General features: G+C 62.8%; 16 protein-coding genes. 8 read left to right on the plus strand and 8 right to left on the minus strand.

From position 1 onward, the window contains the following. The first annotated feature begins 98 nt into the window (after positions 1 to 98). Positions 99 to 1,337 carry a helix-turn-helix domain-containing protein gene (locus AC3WQS_RS03915; RefSeq protein WP_492711702.1) on the plus strand — a complete coding sequence of 413 codons (1,239 nt, stop codon included), beginning with the start codon at positions 99 to 101 and terminating at the stop codon, positions 1,335 to 1,337. A gap of 10 nt (positions 1,338 to 1,347) precedes the next feature. Here the strand turns inward: AC3WQS_RS03915 and AC3WQS_RS03920 are convergent, their stop codons facing one another. After that, positions 1,348 to 2,559 (minus strand): low temperature requirement protein A, encoded by a 1,212-nt coding sequence (locus AC3WQS_RS03920; protein WP_492711701.1) that lies wholly within the window; start codon positions 2,557 to 2,559, stop codon positions 1,348 to 1,350. Positions 2,560 to 2,681: 122 nt separating this feature from the next. Here AC3WQS_RS03920 and AC3WQS_RS03925 point away from each other — a divergent pair, with 122 nt between their 5' ends. Together AC3WQS_RS03925 and AC3WQS_RS03930 are read left to right on the plus strand one after the other, a co-directional pair. Further along, the gene (locus AC3WQS_RS03925) at positions 2,682 to 2,825 is read left to right on the plus strand and encodes a flavin reductase (RefSeq protein WP_283308773.1); all 144 of its coding nucleotides are present in this window, start codon (positions 2,682 to 2,684) and stop codon (positions 2,823 to 2,825) included. Positions 2,826 to 2,846: 21 nt separating this feature from the next. Then, complete coding sequence (locus tag AC3WQS_RS03930) at positions 2,847 to 3,137, plus strand: Rossmann-fold NAD(P)-binding domain-containing protein (RefSeq protein ID WP_031333759.1); 291 nt, start codon at positions 2,847 to 2,849, stop codon at positions 3,135 to 3,137. Between the two features lie 9 nt (positions 3,138 to 3,146). Here AC3WQS_RS03930 and AC3WQS_RS03935 read toward each other — a convergent pair whose 3' ends face one another. Next, positions 3,147 to 5,564 carry a lysylphosphatidylglycerol synthase transmembrane domain-containing protein gene (locus AC3WQS_RS03935; protein WP_492711699.1) on the minus strand — a complete coding sequence of 806 codons (2,418 nt, stop codon included), beginning with the start codon at positions 5,562 to 5,564 and terminating at the stop codon, positions 3,147 to 3,149. Between the two features lie 211 nt (positions 5,565 to 5,775). Between AC3WQS_RS03935 and ppk2 the strand changes: the two genes are divergently transcribed. Continuing rightward, entirely contained in the window at positions 5,776 to 6,741 is a 966-nt protein-coding gene (ppk2, locus tag AC3WQS_RS03940) for a polyphosphate kinase 2 (protein WP_020970466.1), read from the plus strand. Between the two features lie 13 nt (positions 6,742 to 6,754). On the opposite strand, the gene mgrA is transcribed toward ppk2, so the two are convergent. Then, positions 6,755 to 7,786 (minus strand): L-glyceraldehyde 3-phosphate reductase, encoded by a 1,032-nt coding sequence (gene mgrA, locus AC3WQS_RS03945; RefSeq protein ID WP_070796082.1) that lies wholly within the window; start codon positions 7,784 to 7,786, stop codon positions 6,755 to 6,757. A gap of 318 nt (positions 7,787 to 8,104) precedes the next feature. Here mgrA and AC3WQS_RS03950 point away from each other — a divergent pair, with 318 nt between their 5' ends. Next, the gene (locus tag AC3WQS_RS03950) at positions 8,105 to 10,381 is read left to right on the plus strand and encodes a SulP family inorganic anion transporter (RefSeq protein ID WP_492711697.1); all 2,277 of its coding nucleotides are present in this window, start codon (positions 8,105 to 8,107) and stop codon (positions 10,379 to 10,381) included. A 5-nt stretch (positions 10,382 to 10,386) separates the two neighbouring features. Here the strand turns inward: AC3WQS_RS03950 and AC3WQS_RS03955 are convergent, their stop codons facing one another. Genes AC3WQS_RS03955 through AC3WQS_RS03965 form a run of 3 tightly spaced genes read right to left on the minus strand, consistent with a single transcriptional unit; the run spans position 10,387 to position 13,047 of the window. After that, positions 10,387 to 11,730: a sensor histidine kinase gene (locus tag AC3WQS_RS03955; protein WP_492711694.1), complete on the minus strand. Its 1,344-nt coding sequence runs from the start codon at positions 11,728 to 11,730 to the stop codon at positions 10,387 to 10,389. Then, positions 11,727 to 12,431, minus strand: a complete 705-nt coding sequence (locus AC3WQS_RS03960) for a response regulator transcription factor (protein ID WP_492711692.1) — start codon at positions 12,429 to 12,431, stop codon at positions 11,727 to 11,729. Before AC3WQS_RS03960 ends, AC3WQS_RS03955 begins: the two co-directional genes overlap by 4 nt. 40 nt (positions 12,432 to 12,471) lie before the next feature. Beyond that, positions 12,472 to 13,047 (minus strand): TetR/AcrR family transcriptional regulator, encoded by a 576-nt coding sequence (locus tag AC3WQS_RS03965; protein ID WP_029256004.1) that lies wholly within the window; start codon positions 13,045 to 13,047, stop codon positions 12,472 to 12,474. A gap of 89 nt (positions 13,048 to 13,136) precedes the next feature. Here AC3WQS_RS03965 and AC3WQS_RS03970 point away from each other — a divergent pair, with 89 nt between their 5' ends. Next, entirely contained in the window at positions 13,137 to 14,132 is a 996-nt protein-coding gene (locus AC3WQS_RS03970) for an ABC transporter permease (RefSeq protein WP_408989363.1), read from the plus strand. On the opposite strand, the gene AC3WQS_RS03975 is transcribed toward AC3WQS_RS03970, so the two are convergent. Then, on the minus strand, positions 14,129 to 14,506 hold the full coding sequence (locus AC3WQS_RS03975) for a DUF952 domain-containing protein (RefSeq protein ID WP_438472311.1): 378 nt from the start codon (positions 14,504 to 14,506) through the stop codon (positions 14,129 to 14,131). The two genes, AC3WQS_RS03970 and AC3WQS_RS03975, sit on opposite strands and share 4 nt — an antisense overlap. A 76-nt stretch (positions 14,507 to 14,582) precedes the next feature. Here AC3WQS_RS03975 and AC3WQS_RS03980 point away from each other — a divergent pair, with 76 nt between their 5' ends. Together AC3WQS_RS03980 and AC3WQS_RS03985 are read left to right on the plus strand one after the other, a co-directional pair. Then, positions 14,583 to 15,170 (plus strand): TetR/AcrR family transcriptional regulator, encoded by a 588-nt coding sequence (locus tag AC3WQS_RS03980; protein ID WP_021345249.1) that lies wholly within the window; start codon positions 14,583 to 14,585, stop codon positions 15,168 to 15,170. 10 nt (positions 15,171 to 15,180) lie between these two features. Then, positions 15,181 to 16,527, plus strand: coding sequence for a cryptochrome/photolyase family protein (locus tag AC3WQS_RS03985; protein ID WP_031333757.1), 1,347 nt, complete (start codon positions 15,181 to 15,183; stop codon positions 16,525 to 16,527). A 4-nt stretch (positions 16,528 to 16,531) separates the two neighbouring features. Here AC3WQS_RS03985 and AC3WQS_RS03990 read toward each other — a convergent pair whose 3' ends face one another. After that, on the minus strand, positions 16,532 to 16,900 hold the full coding sequence (locus tag AC3WQS_RS03990; protein ID WP_020970460.1) for a VOC family protein: 369 nt from the start codon (positions 16,898 to 16,900) through the stop codon (positions 16,532 to 16,534). Positions 16,901 to 16,940: the final 40 nt, after the last annotated feature.

A 16,940-nucleotide genomic window follows, 5' to 3' on the forward strand; every position in this document is an offset into this window, starting at 1 on the left:
CCGCGTGCGTGAACGCCGTCCTACGTTCACGCACGCGGACAACTCTGCAACCGGGTGCAACGCTCGCTTTCGATGACCCCATCACATAGGACTGGAGTGTGATCGGCGCAACGAATCGACTCGAACCGGCCCTGGGTAGTGGTGAAGACCCGGCGCAGTACGCACGTGTTCTCGAATCCGTGTACGAAGCAACGATGTCCGGGCGCAAACCGCCCGCGCGCCCGCGCTCCGTGATCGCCGATTCGTGGTCGCGTCTGCGCGCCCTCGGACTCGATCCGGAGCGGTGTTCGATCACGAAGACCACTCGTGCCTCGGAGATCGAAGAGAGTCGGGGTGCGGCCGGAATGACGGAGATCTTCGACGAGGCGGTACGCGGTCTGGCACCGCTCGTCGGCCCGGACGACGCGAATTTGATAGTGGTGGCGGACCGACAGGGTCGCATCCTCTGGCGCCACGGGCCCGGTCGAATGCTGGATCGGGCCGAACGCCTCGGGATGATCGAGGGTGCGTCGTGGACCGAGGAAGCTGTCGGTACCAACGGGATCGGTACTTCGTTGGCATCAGGTTCGGCAGTGCAGGTGTTCTCGGCCGAGCACTACTCGCGCTCGCAGCATCCGTGGACTTGCTCCGGGGCGACGGTTCGGGATCCGCGTAGTCGCCGGGCGCTCGCCGTCGTCAACGTCGCCGGCGCCGCAGGCACTGTCCACCCGTCGACTCTCGCTTTGGTGGACAGCGTGGCCAGACTGGCGGAATCCGCACTGCGGGAGAAGCATCGAATCGGATTGGATCGGCTTCGGATGATCTCGGCGTCGACGCTGGCTCGCGCGAGTCAGCCGACAATGGTTGTAGACCGTAGCGGCTGGGTCGCTGCGGTGGACTCGATGGCGCCGATCTACCGAATTGCACTACCGAAAGCGATGACCAGCGGCGAGCATTGGCTCCCGTCACTCGGATTGTGCATGTGCGAGCCACTTCCGGGCGGCTGGCTCATCCGCCCTCAGGCGAACCCGGCGTCTGGAAATGCTTGTGCCGAAGTCGAATTGGACCTGCGAGATTCGAATGCGATGGAACTGCGGTACTTCTCGGCCTTGGGAGGTTGGAGTATCGACCTCAGCCCGCGCCATTCGCAGATCCTCCTGGCTCTGACACAGGCGCCCGAGGGCCTCACGGCCTCGCAGCTCGCCTCACAGTTGTTCGGCGATCCGCGCAAGACGGTGACCGTCCGGGCCGAGATGTCGAGATTGCGTAAGCGATTGGCTGGAATCCTGTTGGCTCAGCCCTATCGCTTCGACCCGGCGGTGAGGGTAAAGACCGTCCCTGCTGTGCGCCTTTATTAACCGCGGGGGGTTAATAAAGGCGCACAGCAGAGCGGCGCGAACGCCGCACCTGCGCGTACTCGTAGCCGTTCTGCCAGGTCACGGTGGCCACCAGCACCCAGATGATCCACGTGGCGCTCATGTGCGTGCCGACAATGCCCATGACGATAGGGATGGCGGTGCAGGGGAGCGCCCAGCCGAGCAGCCACCGTCGGTCCGATCGCGCAAACAGCCCCGCCACGGTGCTGATTCCGAAATAGACTGCGATGCTTCCGCACAACAACCACCGCAGGTTCGCGGGTGTGTGTTCCGCGCCGTGTTCGGTGGCAGCTCCGAGGCCCGCGACCAGAACCGCGATAGCGCCGGTGGTGAAACAGTGCAGTGCCATGTCGATGCGAGCGGGAAACTTCTCGGGCTGCAGGTGCGGAACACCGGCGTGGCCGTAGAGAAGCGAGAGTGCCCACATGCCCGAGAGCAGGACAAACGATCCGACGGCGAGGCTGACCACCGTGGAGTCCCAGGTGAGCTTCGAGGCCGCCGAGATCACGAGGATCACACCCTCACCCAGCACGATGATGACGTACAGGCCCAGTCGCTCGGCAAGATGAGCCCGATCGGAGTGCAGGGCTTCGAGTTCGGGCATCCGGTCGTCCTTGAACCCGCGAACCTTGATGATTCGCTCGAGCTTTTCCTGCGCGTCTTCCATGATCGCGCTGCCGGAGACGACGAACATGATCAGCAGATCGATGGTCACACCGGCGGTCCAGAGCCAGAACCGAGTTTCGCCCTCGAACCAGAACGAGACGATCCACGGGATCACACCGAGAGACATCTGGGCGATCGGCCAGTCCACTACTATCTGGCCGTTGTGCCACACCCGACTCGCCAGCAGGCGTACGGCCACGTAGGCGACAGCGAAGGCCAGCGCATGGTTGTCGTGGATGCCGGCCACGGCCGCCATCATGACGGCCAGTCCGAACATGGCGATCAGCATGCTCGGGATTCGGACACGGTCACCGGCAATGTTGCCGTACATCGTGAACGTCGCCCATGCTGTCCAGAACGCGAGATAGAGCAAGGCGTAGAGCGCGACATCCGACCACGACGGCGAACCGTGGAGCAGGTGAGCCAGCTGACCGATACCGGCTACCACGACCAGGTCGAAGAACAATTCGATCCATGACGCGTGTCGCTCGAGCACCGCCTTCTGCTTCGAGTCTGGTTCATTTCCGAGTTCCGACATAAAGCTCAGTATCGGTTATCGGCATCAACAGTGCTGGTAGGCGGCGAAGTTGTCCGTTTTTTTGAAGTAGTGCTTATGCTGTCCGCGCTCACGCGCATGCCGTCAGGGAGGGGCAGGCTCCCATCTGGATCGTGTGCACCGTGGACGCCGTCGTGGACGGTGGTGATCACAAGATCGTGACAGGATCGGTGGACGACGCCTGGCACTGCGAGGCGAATCCACTGACCTATCACCGGCGTGTATTCGGTACGCACTCACCGTCGTGAGTGATCCAGGAAAGGAAAGCCATGTATGTACTGGTGGACAACGGCCGCGTCAGCGTCCGCGAAGTGGACAACCTGAAGGCCTTTCACGTCGAGGTGACCGGCGACATCGCCGATTCCGAACTGGACGAGCTCTTGCGCCTTCGGAATTACGGATACGTCAGCGGTGGTAGTGCATTCATCTCGGTAGCCCGTGTTCGCGAGAGCGCCACTGACGTCGACGGAGTGGCGGCGATGGTCGACTACGCCCAAAGCAAGGGCTGGGTCGACGACGACGGTGAAGCGTTGCAGGCCCACATCGTTCGCCGGCAGTAGCGGGAACGCTCAGACCATGTCGTTCTTCTGCAGCCATCGCAGCGTCGGCCAGCCGCAGAACACCGGGAGCCAGCAGGTCAGGACTCGGTAGAGCAGAACCGACGGCACTGCGATGCTTGCCGGCAATCCGAACGCGGACAGGCCACCGATGAGGGCGGCCTCGACGGCTCCGACGCCACCCGGTGTCGGAGCTGCCGAGGCGAGGGTTCCACCGATCATCGTCACGATGGTGACGGTGATGAACGTGGTTCCGCCGCCGAATGCCTCGACGCTTGCCCACAGAGCCAGGGCGGCACCGAGAGTTGTTGCAGCGCTGCCGCCCACGATGATGAGGAATCGGGTCGGGTTTCGTGCAAGTTGGCTCAGTTCACCCAACACCTCGGTGATCTGAGGACGCAGATCGTCGCGCAGCCACACACGAAGTTTCGGAATGAACATGAATGCACCGAGAACTCCGAGCGCGACGCCACCCGCCAGATACAGAACAGTGGATCCCGGGATGAAGTGCGAGAGGTTCGTATCGCGTCCGGCGACGATCGAGAAGAAGATCAGCAAGCCGACGTGGGTGACCACCTGAACCGTCTGTTGAAGCGCGACTGCGGCCGTTGCACGGACGGTACCGAGCCCGCCCTTCTGCAGGAACCGCACACTCAGGGCGAGCCCGCCGACTCCGGCCGGAGTAGTCGTCGCGGCAAAGGTGTTGGCCACCTGCATGATCAGGAGGTTGCGGTAACTGACCATCGACGACGCACAGGCCCACAGGGCCGCTGCCGCGCCGACGTACGTCAGTGCGGAGACGCCGAGGCCGAGCAGTGCCCACCACCAGTTGGCTGTCTTCAACTCCGTGATGAATGCGGGTACCTGGCTGATGAAGGGATAGGCGACGTAGACCAATCCGATGAGCAGAACGAGCTGGATCAGTTGATTGCGACTGAATCGGGTGACCTGTGCGGGAGCGACCTTTTCGATCCCGTTCTTCGCGCCGACCTCGTCTCGGATCTCGGTCATCAATTTTGCGGAATCCTCGGCGGTCCGCCGAATTCGGTTGGGCAACGCCGAGGTGGTCAATCGGCCGGAGGCAGCGAGAATCGTGTCTGCGCCTTGCGCACGAATCGCGGCGTCCACCGCTGCGTCGACGCCGAACAGTGATGCGGTGGCAAAAAGAAGTTGGGCGTTGTCGGACTGCATCTGAACTTCGGTGGCGCCGAATTCGGAGTACGCGTAGCCGCCGAAGAGGATCGTTCCGCCCTCGACGCGAATCTCGGAAGCGCGCAGGTCACCGTGCGCCATCTGATGTACGTGAATGGTATGCAGTGTTTGCCACAACGCGTCGATCAGTTTGGAGGATTCTTCCTCGTCCGCCTGGTTTTCGACGGCGACGGCAAGTGGGATACCGCGAGGGCTCGGGCGGGCGTACATCTCCCATCCGCGATCGAGCACCGAGATGGCGACGGCTTTGGAACTGGCCAGACCGATGTCGGCGAACGCGATACCCATCAGCGCGCGATGTTCGACGGCGCGCCGAAGCGATCCGTAAGGGGGAGGAGTTTCACGGTTCCGGAACGAGATCCAGCGGAACGTCTGTCGAATTGCTCCGCTGCTTCGCTGGTTCTGTCCGTACAACTCGACAATGAGTTCGTCGAACGGTTCGTCGTCCGGAGCCTTGTCGATGTCGGCGGACATGACCAGCGGGCCGATTCCCGAGGGACTCACGACGCGGAAAGCGGTGACGCGGTAACCACGCCGCGCGAGGACGCGTACTGCGGAGTCCAACGGCACTTCGAGGGCAGGTGTGCCGACGGCAAGAACGATCACCGCGCCGATCAGATAGCCGACGGCGAGACCCAGCATCGATCGGGCGGGAACGATCGAGCTGACGATCAGGTGAATGGGCGCAAACAGCAGAAGCAGCGTCCACCAGGCTCGTCGCCACTTTTTCGGTAGCCACGGACCCGAGACGGTGAGCACCGCCGCGAGCATCGCAATCCACCGCGGATCGTCGAGAAATTGGGACAGGAACGTGGCGTCGAGTCGGTCGGGGACGTCGAGGTGCCACTTGGGTGCGGCGAGTCCTGTGCCGGTGAACGACAGCGCGAGTCCGGCGCACAGGCCGGCAGCGGCGTATCCGGCCAGCAACTTCCATCGGCGCCCCACGATGAGCCCGATCAGAATGGCAAACGGTAGCGCCAGGATTGCGATGCCGTAGAGGAGGTACACAGTGTCGGACAGGCTCGGCGACAGCACTCCGACGATGTTGGACACCGACGTTTCGAGGGCGTCCCACTGACTTCGGGTGATCAGAGAACCCGCGATGACGCCGCCGAGCAGCACGGCAGCGATCGCGACCCGCATGATGTCGCTCGTACGGCGGTGCAGTGGTGGCAGGAGGCTTCCCGTTACCGGGATCTCCCGTCCGTCTACTCGCATCTCGCCAGAACTCTCTTCTCTCGGGGGTTACCGACCGTCTCAGTTACCTCGATCAAGGTACCGCGTGGGGGTTCGGCGCCTGGGAAGCCGGACCTGTCGTTACCTCCTCGATGCCAAGCAACATTCGCTTCGGCCCCGCGGCGGAGGGCTTCGGCGCGTAAAATTCACTTTCCGGACGTTCGTTCATTTCGACGACAGGGAGTGCGTATTCATGAGCCCCGACTCCAGCGGTGTGGACGGTCGGGTTCCTGACCTGCCGACCCCGTCGACCAGAATTTCCGTCACCGAGGACTATGCGGCCGAGATCGACGAGCTCTCGAGTCTCAAGCACAAGCTCGGCGGACTCGAGCCCTCAGAGTTCGCGGATGCCTGGAAGCAGGGCTATCCGTACGAGAAGAAAATGTCGCGCCGCGAGTACGAGCGGAAGAAGCGGCGTCTGCAGATCGAGTTGCTCAAGCTGCAGCTGTGGGTCAAGGAAACCGGGCAGAAAGTGCTCATTATCTTCGAAGGTCGCGATGCTGCCGGTAAGGGCGGGTCGATCAAGAGGTTCACCGAGCATCTCAATCCTCGTGGTGCCCGGGTCGTCGCGCTCGAGAAGCCCACAGACATCGAGCGAACGCAGTGGTACTTCCAGCGGTATGTCGCACACCTACCCAGCGGCGGCGAGATCGTGATGATGGACCGGTCCTGGTACAACCGCGCCGGTGTCGAACGAGTGATGGGTTACTGCACGCCGACTCAGTACCTCGAGTTCATGAGAGAGACCCCGGACTTCGAGCGGATGCTCGTCAACTCCGGGATCCATCTGCACAAGCTGTGGTTCTCGGTCAGCCGGGAAGAGCAGTTGGCGCGATTCGCAGCCCGTCGAACAGACCCGGTGCGTCAGTGGAAGCTCTCACCGACTGATCTGGCTTCGCTCGACAAGTGGGACGACTACACGCAGGCCAAGGAAGCGATGTTCTTCTACACCGATACCGGGGATGCGCCCTGGACGGTGATCAAGAGCAACGACAAGAAGCGCGCCCGCCTCGAAGCGATGCGTCACGTGCTCGCCAGCTTCGACTATCCCAACAAGGATCACCGGGCAGTCGGTACTCCGGATCCCTTGATCGTCGGGCCTGCTTCGGCCGTATTCGAAGAGGGCGAGCACGTGAACGTGGAGTTGCCTCAGCTCTAGCGCAGATGATCGCTCAGATCGAACTGGCCTCTGCCCACAGATTGATGCCGCTGTCCTTTGCGTGCTGATCTATGGAGGCCAGTTCGGCTGCGCTGAATTCGAGATTGTCGAGCGCGCCGACGTTGGCTTCGAGTTGGGCGACGCTGGATGCACCGATCAATACCGAGGTGACCCGCGAATCGCGGAGTGCCCAGCTCAGTGCCAGCTGAGCCAGCGACTGGCCGCGGTCTGCCGCGATGTCGTTGAGCGCGCGGATGTGGGTGAGAGCGTCGTCGGTCAACCACGACGGATCGAGTGACTTACCTTGGGCGGCGCGAGAATTCTCGGGGACGCCGTTCAGATACCGGTCGGTGAGCATGCCTTGCGCGAGCGGCGAGAACGCGATGACGCCCACTCCGAGATCGTCGACAGCCGAAAGCAGGTCCTGTTCGATCCACCGATTCAGCATCGAATAGCTCGGCTGGTGGATCAACAAGGGGACCCCCGCAGCGGCGAGCAGTGCGGCGATTTCACGGGTGCGCTCCGGCGAATACGAACTGATACCCGCGTACAGCGCCTTGCCCTGCTGGACGGCACTGATCAGCGCGCCTGCGGTCTCGTCGATCGGAGTCTCGGCGTCGGGGCGATGGCTGTAGAAGATGTCGACGTAATCGACTCCGAGTCGGCCGAGCGACTGGTCGAGGGATGACAGCAAGTACTTGCGGGAACCGCCGAACCCGTAAGGACCGGGCCACATGTCCCACCCGGCCTTCGACGAGATGACCAATTCCTCGCGGTACGAAGAGAAATCCTCACGCAGGATCCTGCCGAAGTTCGTCTCGGCGCTTCCGTACGGCGGCCCGTAGTTGTTGGCCAGATCGAAGTGCGTGATTCCTAGATCGAATGCCCGCCGCAGGACTGCGCGCTGGTTCTCGATCGGTACGTCGTCGCCGAAGTTGTGCCAGAGCCCGAGCGAGATCGCCGGGAGTTTGAGACCGCTCCGACCGGTTCGGCGGTAGGGCATGGCTTCGTAGCGGTCCTGCGCGGCGACGTACTGATCGGACATGGTGCCTGCCTTCACATCGTTGTGGTTGAGCATTTACTCCCGACCATTATCGCCGACGGCATTCAGGTGTGCTGAACACTCGGGCGGCCCGTACGAAAATGCTTGCGGGTTAAAGCAATTCGATCGCTCTTCTGGACCGACGTTCAGGTTCGAGTCACAGTGCCGGGCGGCGGTGACGTCGACCACGTCTGGGTTCGCATCTAAGGGAACGGTAAGGAATCGCGGTTACCATGGTCACAGTCGATCGGCGATTCCGATCGCCGATTCGCTTCGAACATGTTGCCCAGCAGCCGGATCCGGGGTCCGGCGAGGAGATCTATGTCGACGCAGTCCGTAGTGCACGCACAATCATCCGCAGACGAAGCAGTCGTGGGGGATTCGTCTCCGCCGGGTGGTGGAAGCCGGCGTTATCTCGAGCAACTGATCAGATACGACGTGCCGGCGTCGCTGGTCGTCTTCCTGGTGGCGCTTCCCCTGTCCTTGGGAATTGCTATCGCCTCCGGGGCACCGATCATGGCAGGTCTGATCGCCGCCATCGTCGGCGGAGTAGTGGCCGGAGCGGTGGGAGGTTCACCGCTGCAAGTCAGTGGTCCCGCAGCCGGTCTGACCGTGGTGGTCGCCGAACTGATCGGCAAGTTCGGGTGGAAAGTCACCTGCCTTATCACCGTCGGCGCCGGAATTTTGCAGATCGTGTTCGGGCTCAGCCGAATTGCCCGTGCGGCACTGGCTATTGCGCCGGTGGTGGTGCATGCGATGCTCGCCGGTATCGGCATCACCATTGCGCTACAACAGGTTCACGTGTTGCTAGGCGGAAGCTCGGCCAGTTCGGCGCTGGACAATCTACGGCAGTTGCCCGCACAGATCGGTGCCCTGCACGTCGAGGACTTGATGATCGGACTCGTTGTCATCGTCACTCTTCTCGGGTGGCGCTATCTCCCCGCGGGCGTCCGGAAGGTGCCTGCGGCATTGGTCGGCATCGTATTGGCAACTCTCGCTTCGCTCCTGCTGCCGATCGACGTCGAACGTATTGCTCTCGACGGATCTTTGTTGGACTCGATCGGACTTCCCGCTCTGCCGGACGGCCAGTGGCTCGGCGTCGCAACCGGCATCCTGACCATCGCACTGATCGCCAGCGTCGAGAGTCTGCTCTCGGCCGTGGCTGTGGACAAGATGCACTCGGGCCCGCGCTCGAACTTCGATCGCGAGATGCTCGGCCAAGGTACTGCGAACATGGTGTCCGGGGCGATCGGCGGCCTGCCCGTCACGGGTGTGATCGTACGCAGCGCCACCAATGTCGAAGCCGGGGCGAAATCCCGTGCGTCGTCGATCATGCACGGCCTGTGGATCCTGCTGTTCTCGGCCGCGCTGGCCGGGTTGGTGCAGCAGATTCCGAAGTCTGCGCTTGCCGGACTGTTGATCGTCATCGGTATTCAACTGGTCAAGCTGGCGCACATTCGGTTGGCGCGACGGACCGGTGACCTGTGGGTGTACGGCATCACAGTGGTCGGTGTCGTGTTCTTGAACCTGCTCGAGGGCGTGCTGATCGGATTGGCGTTGGCGATCGCCCTCCTGGTGTGGCGGGTCATCCGCGCGTCGGTCACGGCAGAAGAGTTGGCTGACAAGGATTCCGGGAAGTGGCGGGTGCTGGTCGAAGGGTCGTGCACCTTCCTGGTGCTGCCCAAGCTCACCTCGGTACTCGCCGGCATCCCGCCGCGGTCCGACGTCACCGTCGAGTTGTCCGTCGACTTCCTCGACCATGCCGTCTTCGACGTCATCGAAGAGTGGGCGAGGCAGTACGAGTTGGCAGGTGGTTCGGTGATCATCGACGAAGTCGGCTCGGTGAGTATGGAGAGCGCGACCACCGGTCCGCCGAAGCGCGGCGCCGCAGTCACCGACCTGCGCGGATTGCTCGCTCCGTGGGGTAGTTGGCAACCACAGGCTTCGGGAAGGAATCTGAGCAGCCCGCCAGCCTTGCGACCCATTCTCGACGGGGTGTCCAACTATCATCGCCATCGCGCCGAAGCGATACGGCCACACATGGATCAGTTGCGCGACGGCCAGAATCCCGACTCTCTTTTCCTTACCTGCGCAGATTCGCGAGTGGTGCCGAACATCATCACGAGCAGTGGCCCAGGTGACCTGTTCACTGTGCGCAACGTCGGAAACTTGGTTCCTGCCGGCGGCCGCGATACGTCGGTGGAAGCGGCACTGGCCTTCGGGATCGACGAGTTGGGTGTCAGTTCGGTGATCGTGTGCGGACACTCGGGTTGCGGCGCGATGCAGGCACTCCTGACGAACAGTTCGTCGGAAGCGGGAGTTGTCGGTGAGTGGTTGAGGCATGCGGAGACGAGCTTGCAGGCATATACGAGTGGCCATCCGGTGGCGCGTGCTGCGGCCGAGGCGGGTTTCTCGGAGGTCGATCAGCTCGGAATGGTCAATGTTGCAGTCCAATTGCAGACTCTCGAACGCCATCCTCTGGTCGGTCAGGCCCGTGTGGATGGTCGCCTGCGTATCGCCGGACTGTTCTTCGACATCGGCTCGGCTCGGGTCATCGAAGTGACAGCGTCAGGGATCGGCGAGTTGATCGAGACCTGAAGGGGCTATTCGGGTCCGGGCTGATCCCTGAGTTCGACCAGCAGGCGAGCCCCGCCGAGCGGACTGCCGTGAAATGTCGTACGTCCGCCGTGCAGGGCCGCCTGCTGCGCCACCAGTGCCAGGCCCAAACCGGAACCCGTCTTGCCTGCCGTCGATCCCCGAGTGAAGCGTTCGAAGACGCTCGAGCGTTCCTCGGCCGGTATTCCGCAACCGTTGTCGTCGATCGTGATCGTGACGGTGTCCGGTGAATCGACCGGGCGTGCGAGGGTGATGCGCACCGTGCTCGCGCCGCCGTGGCGGACTGCATTGGTGATCGCGTTGTCGAGGATCAACCGGATTCCGCCGGGAAGGGCCCGGATGCAATAGGGGAGTGGGGAATCCACCGTGACGACACTGACATCGACGCTCGGGTGGTGGCGTCGTGCATCGTCGGCCGCGATGTCGCATACCTCGGTCAAATCGGTGTCCTTGAAGTCCTCAGCCGTCGACAACTCGCCCTTCGCCAGTCGCTCCAGGTCGCGGAGAGTCGATTCGACGCGGCCCTGTGCGCGGGCCAGATCTGTGAGGATCTCACGTCGCTGCTCGTGGTCGAGATCGTGAATGGACAACACTTCGATGTCGGTTCGCATCGCCGTCAACGGAGTTCGGAGTTCGTGAGCCGAGGCGGAAGCAAAGTCCCGAGCGGCAGCAAGGGCCGAGTTGGTCGCGGCCTGTGCCCGGGCGACGTCGCTGAGCATCGATTCTGCTGCTGCGGCAAGCTCGTCCGCTTCACGGATGCCGGAAACCTCGGTGGCGAGATCGGGATCTCGCCTGGCGATCCGGCGGGTCAATTCCACGAGTGGGCGCACCGCCGGGCCACCGAACAACCATCCCAACGCGGCTGCGGCCGCTACGGCTCCGACGCCGAAGAACGCAACCTGACGCTGTTGGTCGACCGTGATGTCCCGCGCCTCGGCATAGGGAACCGCCAGCGAGACCAGGGCATTGATTCCGTCGGCCTCGGCGGTGTAAGCCCGGTACTTCGTACCGTCCACGTCGACGGTCGCCGAGCCGACCGGTAATTCGGGCAGTCGCGTCGGGGTACTGGATTTGACGGTTCCGTCGGTGTCGGAGCGGATGGTCACGGAGAACGCTCCGCCGTCTCCGAATGCGCCGAGAAAAGGTCCCGCTGTTGCCGCATTGGCCACGATGACCGTCGATGCCGTCTCCAAGCGACGGTCCAACTGCGCCAAATTGTTTCGTGCGATAGCCAGTGCAACGACCACGCCGAGTGCGATGACGATGAACGTCGCCCCCAGTGCCGCGGCCGCGGCAACGCGAGTTCGTAGTGAGAAGCGGCGACGCTTCACGGGTTCTCCCGAAGCACGAACCCGACGCCGCGAACGGTATGCAGCAGACGAGGTGAACCGCCGGATTCGAACTTTCGACGCAGGTAGCCGATGAAGACGTCCACGACGTTGGTGTCGGCGACGAAGTCGTAGCCCCATACGAGTTCGAGGAGACGTTCGCGAGTAAGCACGATGCCGGAATTGTGAGCGAGCACATCGAGTAGCTCGAATTCGCGTTTGGTGAGCGGTACTTCCTTGCCGTCGACGCGAACCCGCCGGCCGGAGAGGTCGATGTCGAGGTTGCCGACCCGCAGGGTGTTCGTTCCCTCGGAGTGATCACCGGCCGGAGTGTTGCTGCGACGGAGCATTGCGCGGATCCGGGCAACCAGTTCGGCGAGGACAAACGGTTTGACCATGTAGTCGTCTGCGCCGGATTCGAGCCCGGCGATGCGATCGTCGACCGAATTGCGTGCGCTGAGCACGCAGATCGGGATTTCGTTGCCGGCGGCACGAAGCGCCGTCACCACACCGGTGCCGTCGAGCACCGGCATGTTGATGTCGAGGACTACCGCGTCCGGTCGCTTGTCGGAGATCACTCGGAGCGCGTCGGCGCCGTCCACTGCCGTCAGTACGGTGAATCCCGAGAGCCGCAATCCGCGTTCGAGTGAGGTCAGGACGTCTGCGTCGTCGTCGACTACGAGGATTTTCGGTATCTCGGTCACAGCCCCATTGTGCCTTGCCTGGTACGTCGGGTTTCGCCGATCAGACCGGCAAGTCGGTACCGTCCGGACGCAGACCGGCCATGAACACCGCGACCAACCGCGGGACCAGGTTCGGCATGGCCTCGTCGGACAATTCGATTTGCGGGCGCGTCAGTTTGGCCAGAGCCATGACGAATTCGAGCGGTTGCAGATCGGCGCGAACCAGTCCGGCGCTCTGAGCGGCGCCGATCGTCGCGGTCATCTTCGTTTTCGTCACCTCACGCACCGCCAGAACTTCGGGCGCCAGCTCGGTGAAACTGCGTTCCACCAGTGCGGGAATGAGCGCACCCAGGCGCAGTTCCACGAGGCGGTCCACCAGCGTGTGCCACGCGTTTGTGGGATCGGTGGACATTGCCGTGAGTGCGATGTCGGCAGCCTCGCGGACATCGGTCAGTGTTGCGACGGCGACGGCGGTCACGAGGTCCTCGCGCGTCGGAAAGTTCCGATACAGCGTGGCGATGCCCACTTTCGCGAGTTCTGCGACTGCGTCGAGGGGCGCGTCGTGCCCGCGCTCGGTGAACACCGCTCGTGCGGCGTCGACTATTGCGTTTCTGCGTTCACGTGCATCGGCTCGCACATTCACCTCCGGTATTGACAGTTCATCATAACCGGAGGAATATCTTCCACAAATAGTGGAGGAAAAACTTCCACTTAGGGAAGGTAGTTATGAACGCCGAAGTTGAAGCACGGGACCGCAAGAAGTTGGTGGCTGTGGTGTTGGGCTTGTCCGCCGTGATCGGGCTGATGCTGCTTGCCTTCGTACTGCCCTCGGTCAACAGTGGCCCGCACGAACTGAAGTTGGGCATCACCGGTCCAGCTCCGGCAACCGAACAGATCCGCACCTCGCTCGAGGCGAGTAAGCAAGGCGCCTTCGATACTCGAGAATTCGCTGACGCCGACGCCCTGCGTGACGCGATTCGGAATCGCGACCTGGTCGGCGGAATCGCCGTTGATGCCAACGGTCCTCACGTGTTGATCGCGACTGCAGGCGGAACCCCGATCGCCCAGACCCTGACCGGGGTGGCCAACGGCCTCTCGGAGGCCTCGGGGGCAAAGGTGCCCGTCGAAGACGTTGTGCCGCTGACTGCGGACGACCCGACCGGTGCTGGGCTCACGGCATTGGCCTTGCCCTTGGTGTTCGGCGGAATCATGCCTGCTGTTGTTCTCGTGCAACTGTTTCCGCGGAGCATTGTCAAGCGAGTGTTGGGCGCTGCCGGCGTCGCGGTTGTCGCGGGTTTTGCACTGACTGCCATTCTGCAGTTCGGCACCAACAGTCTTGACGGAAACTACCTGCTCACCGCGCTCGCACTCACCATGGGCATGTCGGCCATCTCGCTGCCCATTCTGGGACTCGAATCCCTGCTCGGGATGAAGGGATTCGCGTTGGGTGCCGTCACGATGATGTTCATCGGAAACCCACTCTCGGGGATGGCGACAACTGCCGCGTGGTTGCCCGCAGGCTGGGGTGCATTGGGGCAGCTGCTCCCACCTGGCGCCGCAGGAGCATCCGTCCGTTCGATGGCGTTCTTCGACGGCCATGGCGCCGCCACGCCACTTCTGGTGCTGGTGTGCTGGATTGCCGTCGGGATCGCGCTGTGCGTCGCCGCCGGCCGGAAGAAGGCGTCGACCCCCGTGGTCGAACCCGAGGCTGCGCTGGTCTAGCCGGCGGGGCTTGCGTACGGGGTCAGGTCGGGAATCGGCCAGGCCCCGTCAACGCGTTCCACGACCAGTTCGACGAGCACGGTGTCCTCGTCCATCGGTAGAGGCCGGAGGATTCGGGGCTTTCCCGCCTCCCATTCGACGTCGATGCCTGCGGAGGTCAGAGCGTCCTGGTCGATGACGGCGACGATCAGTGGCAACGTGAGGTCGCCGAACACCAGATCGAGCACCGAAGCGAGCGCGTTCGGGGTGGTTGCGCGAATGAATCCCGCCTCGTCGTAACTGATTCCGCGCGTCGAGACCTCGTACTCACCGAAACGCTTGCACGCTTCCCAGTCGTCGGCGATGGCGACGTGGACGAGTCGTTGTCCGGTCATGCAGTGCTCCTGTAGTGTTCGAAATAATGAAACGTCAACGTAGCATTAATTGAGTGGCACGGTAGTAGGGGACTTGATGGAGCAACCGCGCAGACGTGGGAGAACCAGCGACGCGGAGCGAGCTGATCGACGCAACGAGATTCTCGACGTTGCGGTCGACTCGTTTCGAGAAGTCGGGTTCGCTCGAACGACCATCGACGCCATTGCCACGGCGGCCGGCGTCGCCAAGCGCACCGTGTACAGCTATTTCGGCGACAAATCCGCGGTCTTCGCTGCTGCTGTTTCGCGTCAGCACGCGTATGTCGAGAACGCCGGTGGCGACCAGTCGGACCTGCTCGCCGCTGCAGTGGACATCGTCGTCGCCCTGCACAGCGACAACTCGATTGCGCTGCACCGCATGATGATCGGCGAGGCCGTGCAGTTCCCGGAACTGGCCGCCGCGTTCTACGAATCCGGCCCGGCCAAGTCGATTGCCTTTCTGGAGAAGATATTGATCGATCAGCACGGCCAGAAGGCTGCGCTGTGCGCGGATCAGTTGTACACGTTGCTGCTCGGGGAGGAGCACCGGCAGCGACTGCTCGGGCTCGCTTCCGAACCGACAACAGAACGAGCTGCGCAACTTGCAGCTCGTGCGGTGGGGTGCGTTCTGGGATCTGATCGGTAGGCTCGACTGGGTGAGTAACTCTGTGGTCTGGTTTCGACGTGATCTGAGGGTAGGTGACCTTCCCACCCTGAGTGCAGCGTCGGATGCCGGCGGGCAGACGTTGGGTTTGTTCGTTCTCGACGAGAACCTGCTCGGACCGGCAGGCTCACCCCGTCAGGATCAACTGTTCGCCAACTTGACGGCGCTCGATCATCAACTCGACGGAAAACTGATGGTTGTTCGAGGTGATCCGGCGGACGTGGTGCCCCGTGTAGCGGAATCCGTTGGCGCCGAAGAAGTTCACATCAGTGCCGACTACGGACCCTACGGCCGACGGCGCGACGCGGCCGTGGCGGAGCAGGTGGAGTTGATCGCCACCGGATCTCCGTATGCCGTGGCGCCCGGACGCGTCACCAAGGCGGACGGTGATCCGTACAAGGTGTTCACGCCGTACTTCCGTCAGTGGATGGAACACGGTTGGCGGGGCCCCGCGTCGACCGATGCGCAGACGGTCCGTTGGTTCGATCCGAGCGACAAGGAGGGTGGCCCGCGCCGGGTGAGTATCCCCGCGCCATCCGCCTCCGTCAGCGATTTCGTCGGTGAGGTCGGCGCCCTCGAACAGTGGAAAGAATACTGTGAGAACGATCTTGACCGGTACGACGACGAACGAAATCGGCCTGACCTCGACACCACGAGCCGGATGTCGATTCCGCTCAAGTACGGCACGATCCATCCGCGAACGATGTTGGCAGATCTCTCCAAGCGACTGGGCGACGGCGCTCAGGCTTACCGTCGCCAGTTGGCGTGGCGAGACTTCTACGCAGACATCCTGTTTCAACGCCCCGACAGCGCGCGGAAAAACTACGACGACAAGTTCGACCGTTTACGTCACGACGGTGGAGTAGACGCAGACGCCGCCTTCACGGCCTGGTGTGAGGGCAAGACCGGCTTCCCGATCGTGGATGCCGGCATGCGGCAACTCGCGGCCGAGAACTGGATGCACAATCGGGTGCGAATGATCGTCGCCTCTTTTCTGGTGAAGGACCTACACATTCCGTGGTGGCGTGGCGCACGGTTCTTCATGTCGCATCTGGTGGACGGTGACTTGGCCTCCAATCAGCACGGGTGGCAGTGGACTGCAGGGTCGGGCACAGATGCTTCGCCCTTCTTCCGCGTCTTCAACCCCATCACGCAGGGAGAGAAGTTCGATCCCGACGGCACATACGTCCGTCGGTGGGTTCCAGAACTCCGCGATGTTCCCGGGAAGGCCGTCCACTCGTTGAAGGCGATGCGCCCGGTCGACTACCCGGACCCGATCGTCGATCACGCGCATGAGCGTGAGGAAGCCTTGCGCCGGTACGGCGAGATCAAGGGCTGAGTGCTCAGTGATCTGCGGGCGCTACGCGGAGGCGGTTTCCGTCCAGATCTGAAATGACGAATGTCAGACCGAAGACATCTTCGTTTGGCTCTTCGACGACCTCGACACCCTTGGCCACCCACTCGTCGTAGATCGCCCGAATTTCATTGCTCCCGCCGTCGACCAATATGCCGACTTCGAAATTGCGCGGAGTCGCGGGATCGAGGTCGCGGGACTTGCCGCTCCACAGTGCAAGGACCACGCCGCCGCCGAGGTCGAAGGTCATGTACCGAGGGCTGAGGACCTCAGGCTTCGCGTCGAACAATTCGCCGTAGAACGCTGCTGCGGAGGCGGCATCGCTGACGTAGATCAGAAACTGGTTGGGTAGTCGCACTGTGGTTTTCCCTCTCCCGTTGATGTTCGGGCCACCGGCA

The sequence above is a fragment of the Rhodococcus sp. FW305-130 genome, from assembly GCF_058788335.1.

Excerpts from the sequence above, each read along its gene's own strand:
- AC3WQS_RS03920 (WP_492711701.1), bottom strand. The coding sequence starts at position 2,559 with ATGTCGGAACTCGGAAATGAACCAGACTCGAAGCAGAAGGCGGTGCTC.
- AC3WQS_RS03930 (WP_031333759.1), top strand. The coding sequence starts at position 2,847 with ATGTATGTACTGGTGGACAACGGCCGCGTCAGCGTCCGCGAAGTGGAC.
- AC3WQS_RS03935 (WP_492711699.1), bottom strand. The coding sequence starts at position 5,564 with ATGCGAGTAGACGGACGGGAGATCCCGGTAACGGGAAGCCTCCTGCCA.
- ppk2 (WP_020970466.1), top strand. The coding sequence starts at position 5,776 with ATGAGCCCCGACTCCAGCGGTGTGGACGGTCGGGTTCCTGACCTGCCG.
- mgrA (WP_070796082.1), bottom strand. The coding sequence starts at position 7,786 with ATGTCCGATCAGTACGTCGCCGCGCAGGACCGCTACGAAGCCATGCCC.
- AC3WQS_RS03950 (WP_492711697.1), top strand. The coding sequence starts at position 8,105 with ATGTCGACGCAGTCCGTAGTGCACGCACAATCATCCGCAGACGAAGCA.
- AC3WQS_RS03970 (WP_408989363.1), top strand. The coding sequence starts at position 13,137 with ATGAACGCCGAAGTTGAAGCACGGGACCGCAAGAAGTTGGTGGCTGTG.
- AC3WQS_RS03975 (WP_438472311.1), bottom strand. The coding sequence starts at position 14,506 with ATGACCGGACAACGACTCGTCCACGTCGCCATCGCCGACGACTGGGAA.
- AC3WQS_RS03980 (WP_021345249.1), top strand. The coding sequence starts at position 14,583 with ATGGAGCAACCGCGCAGACGTGGGAGAACCAGCGACGCGGAGCGAGCT.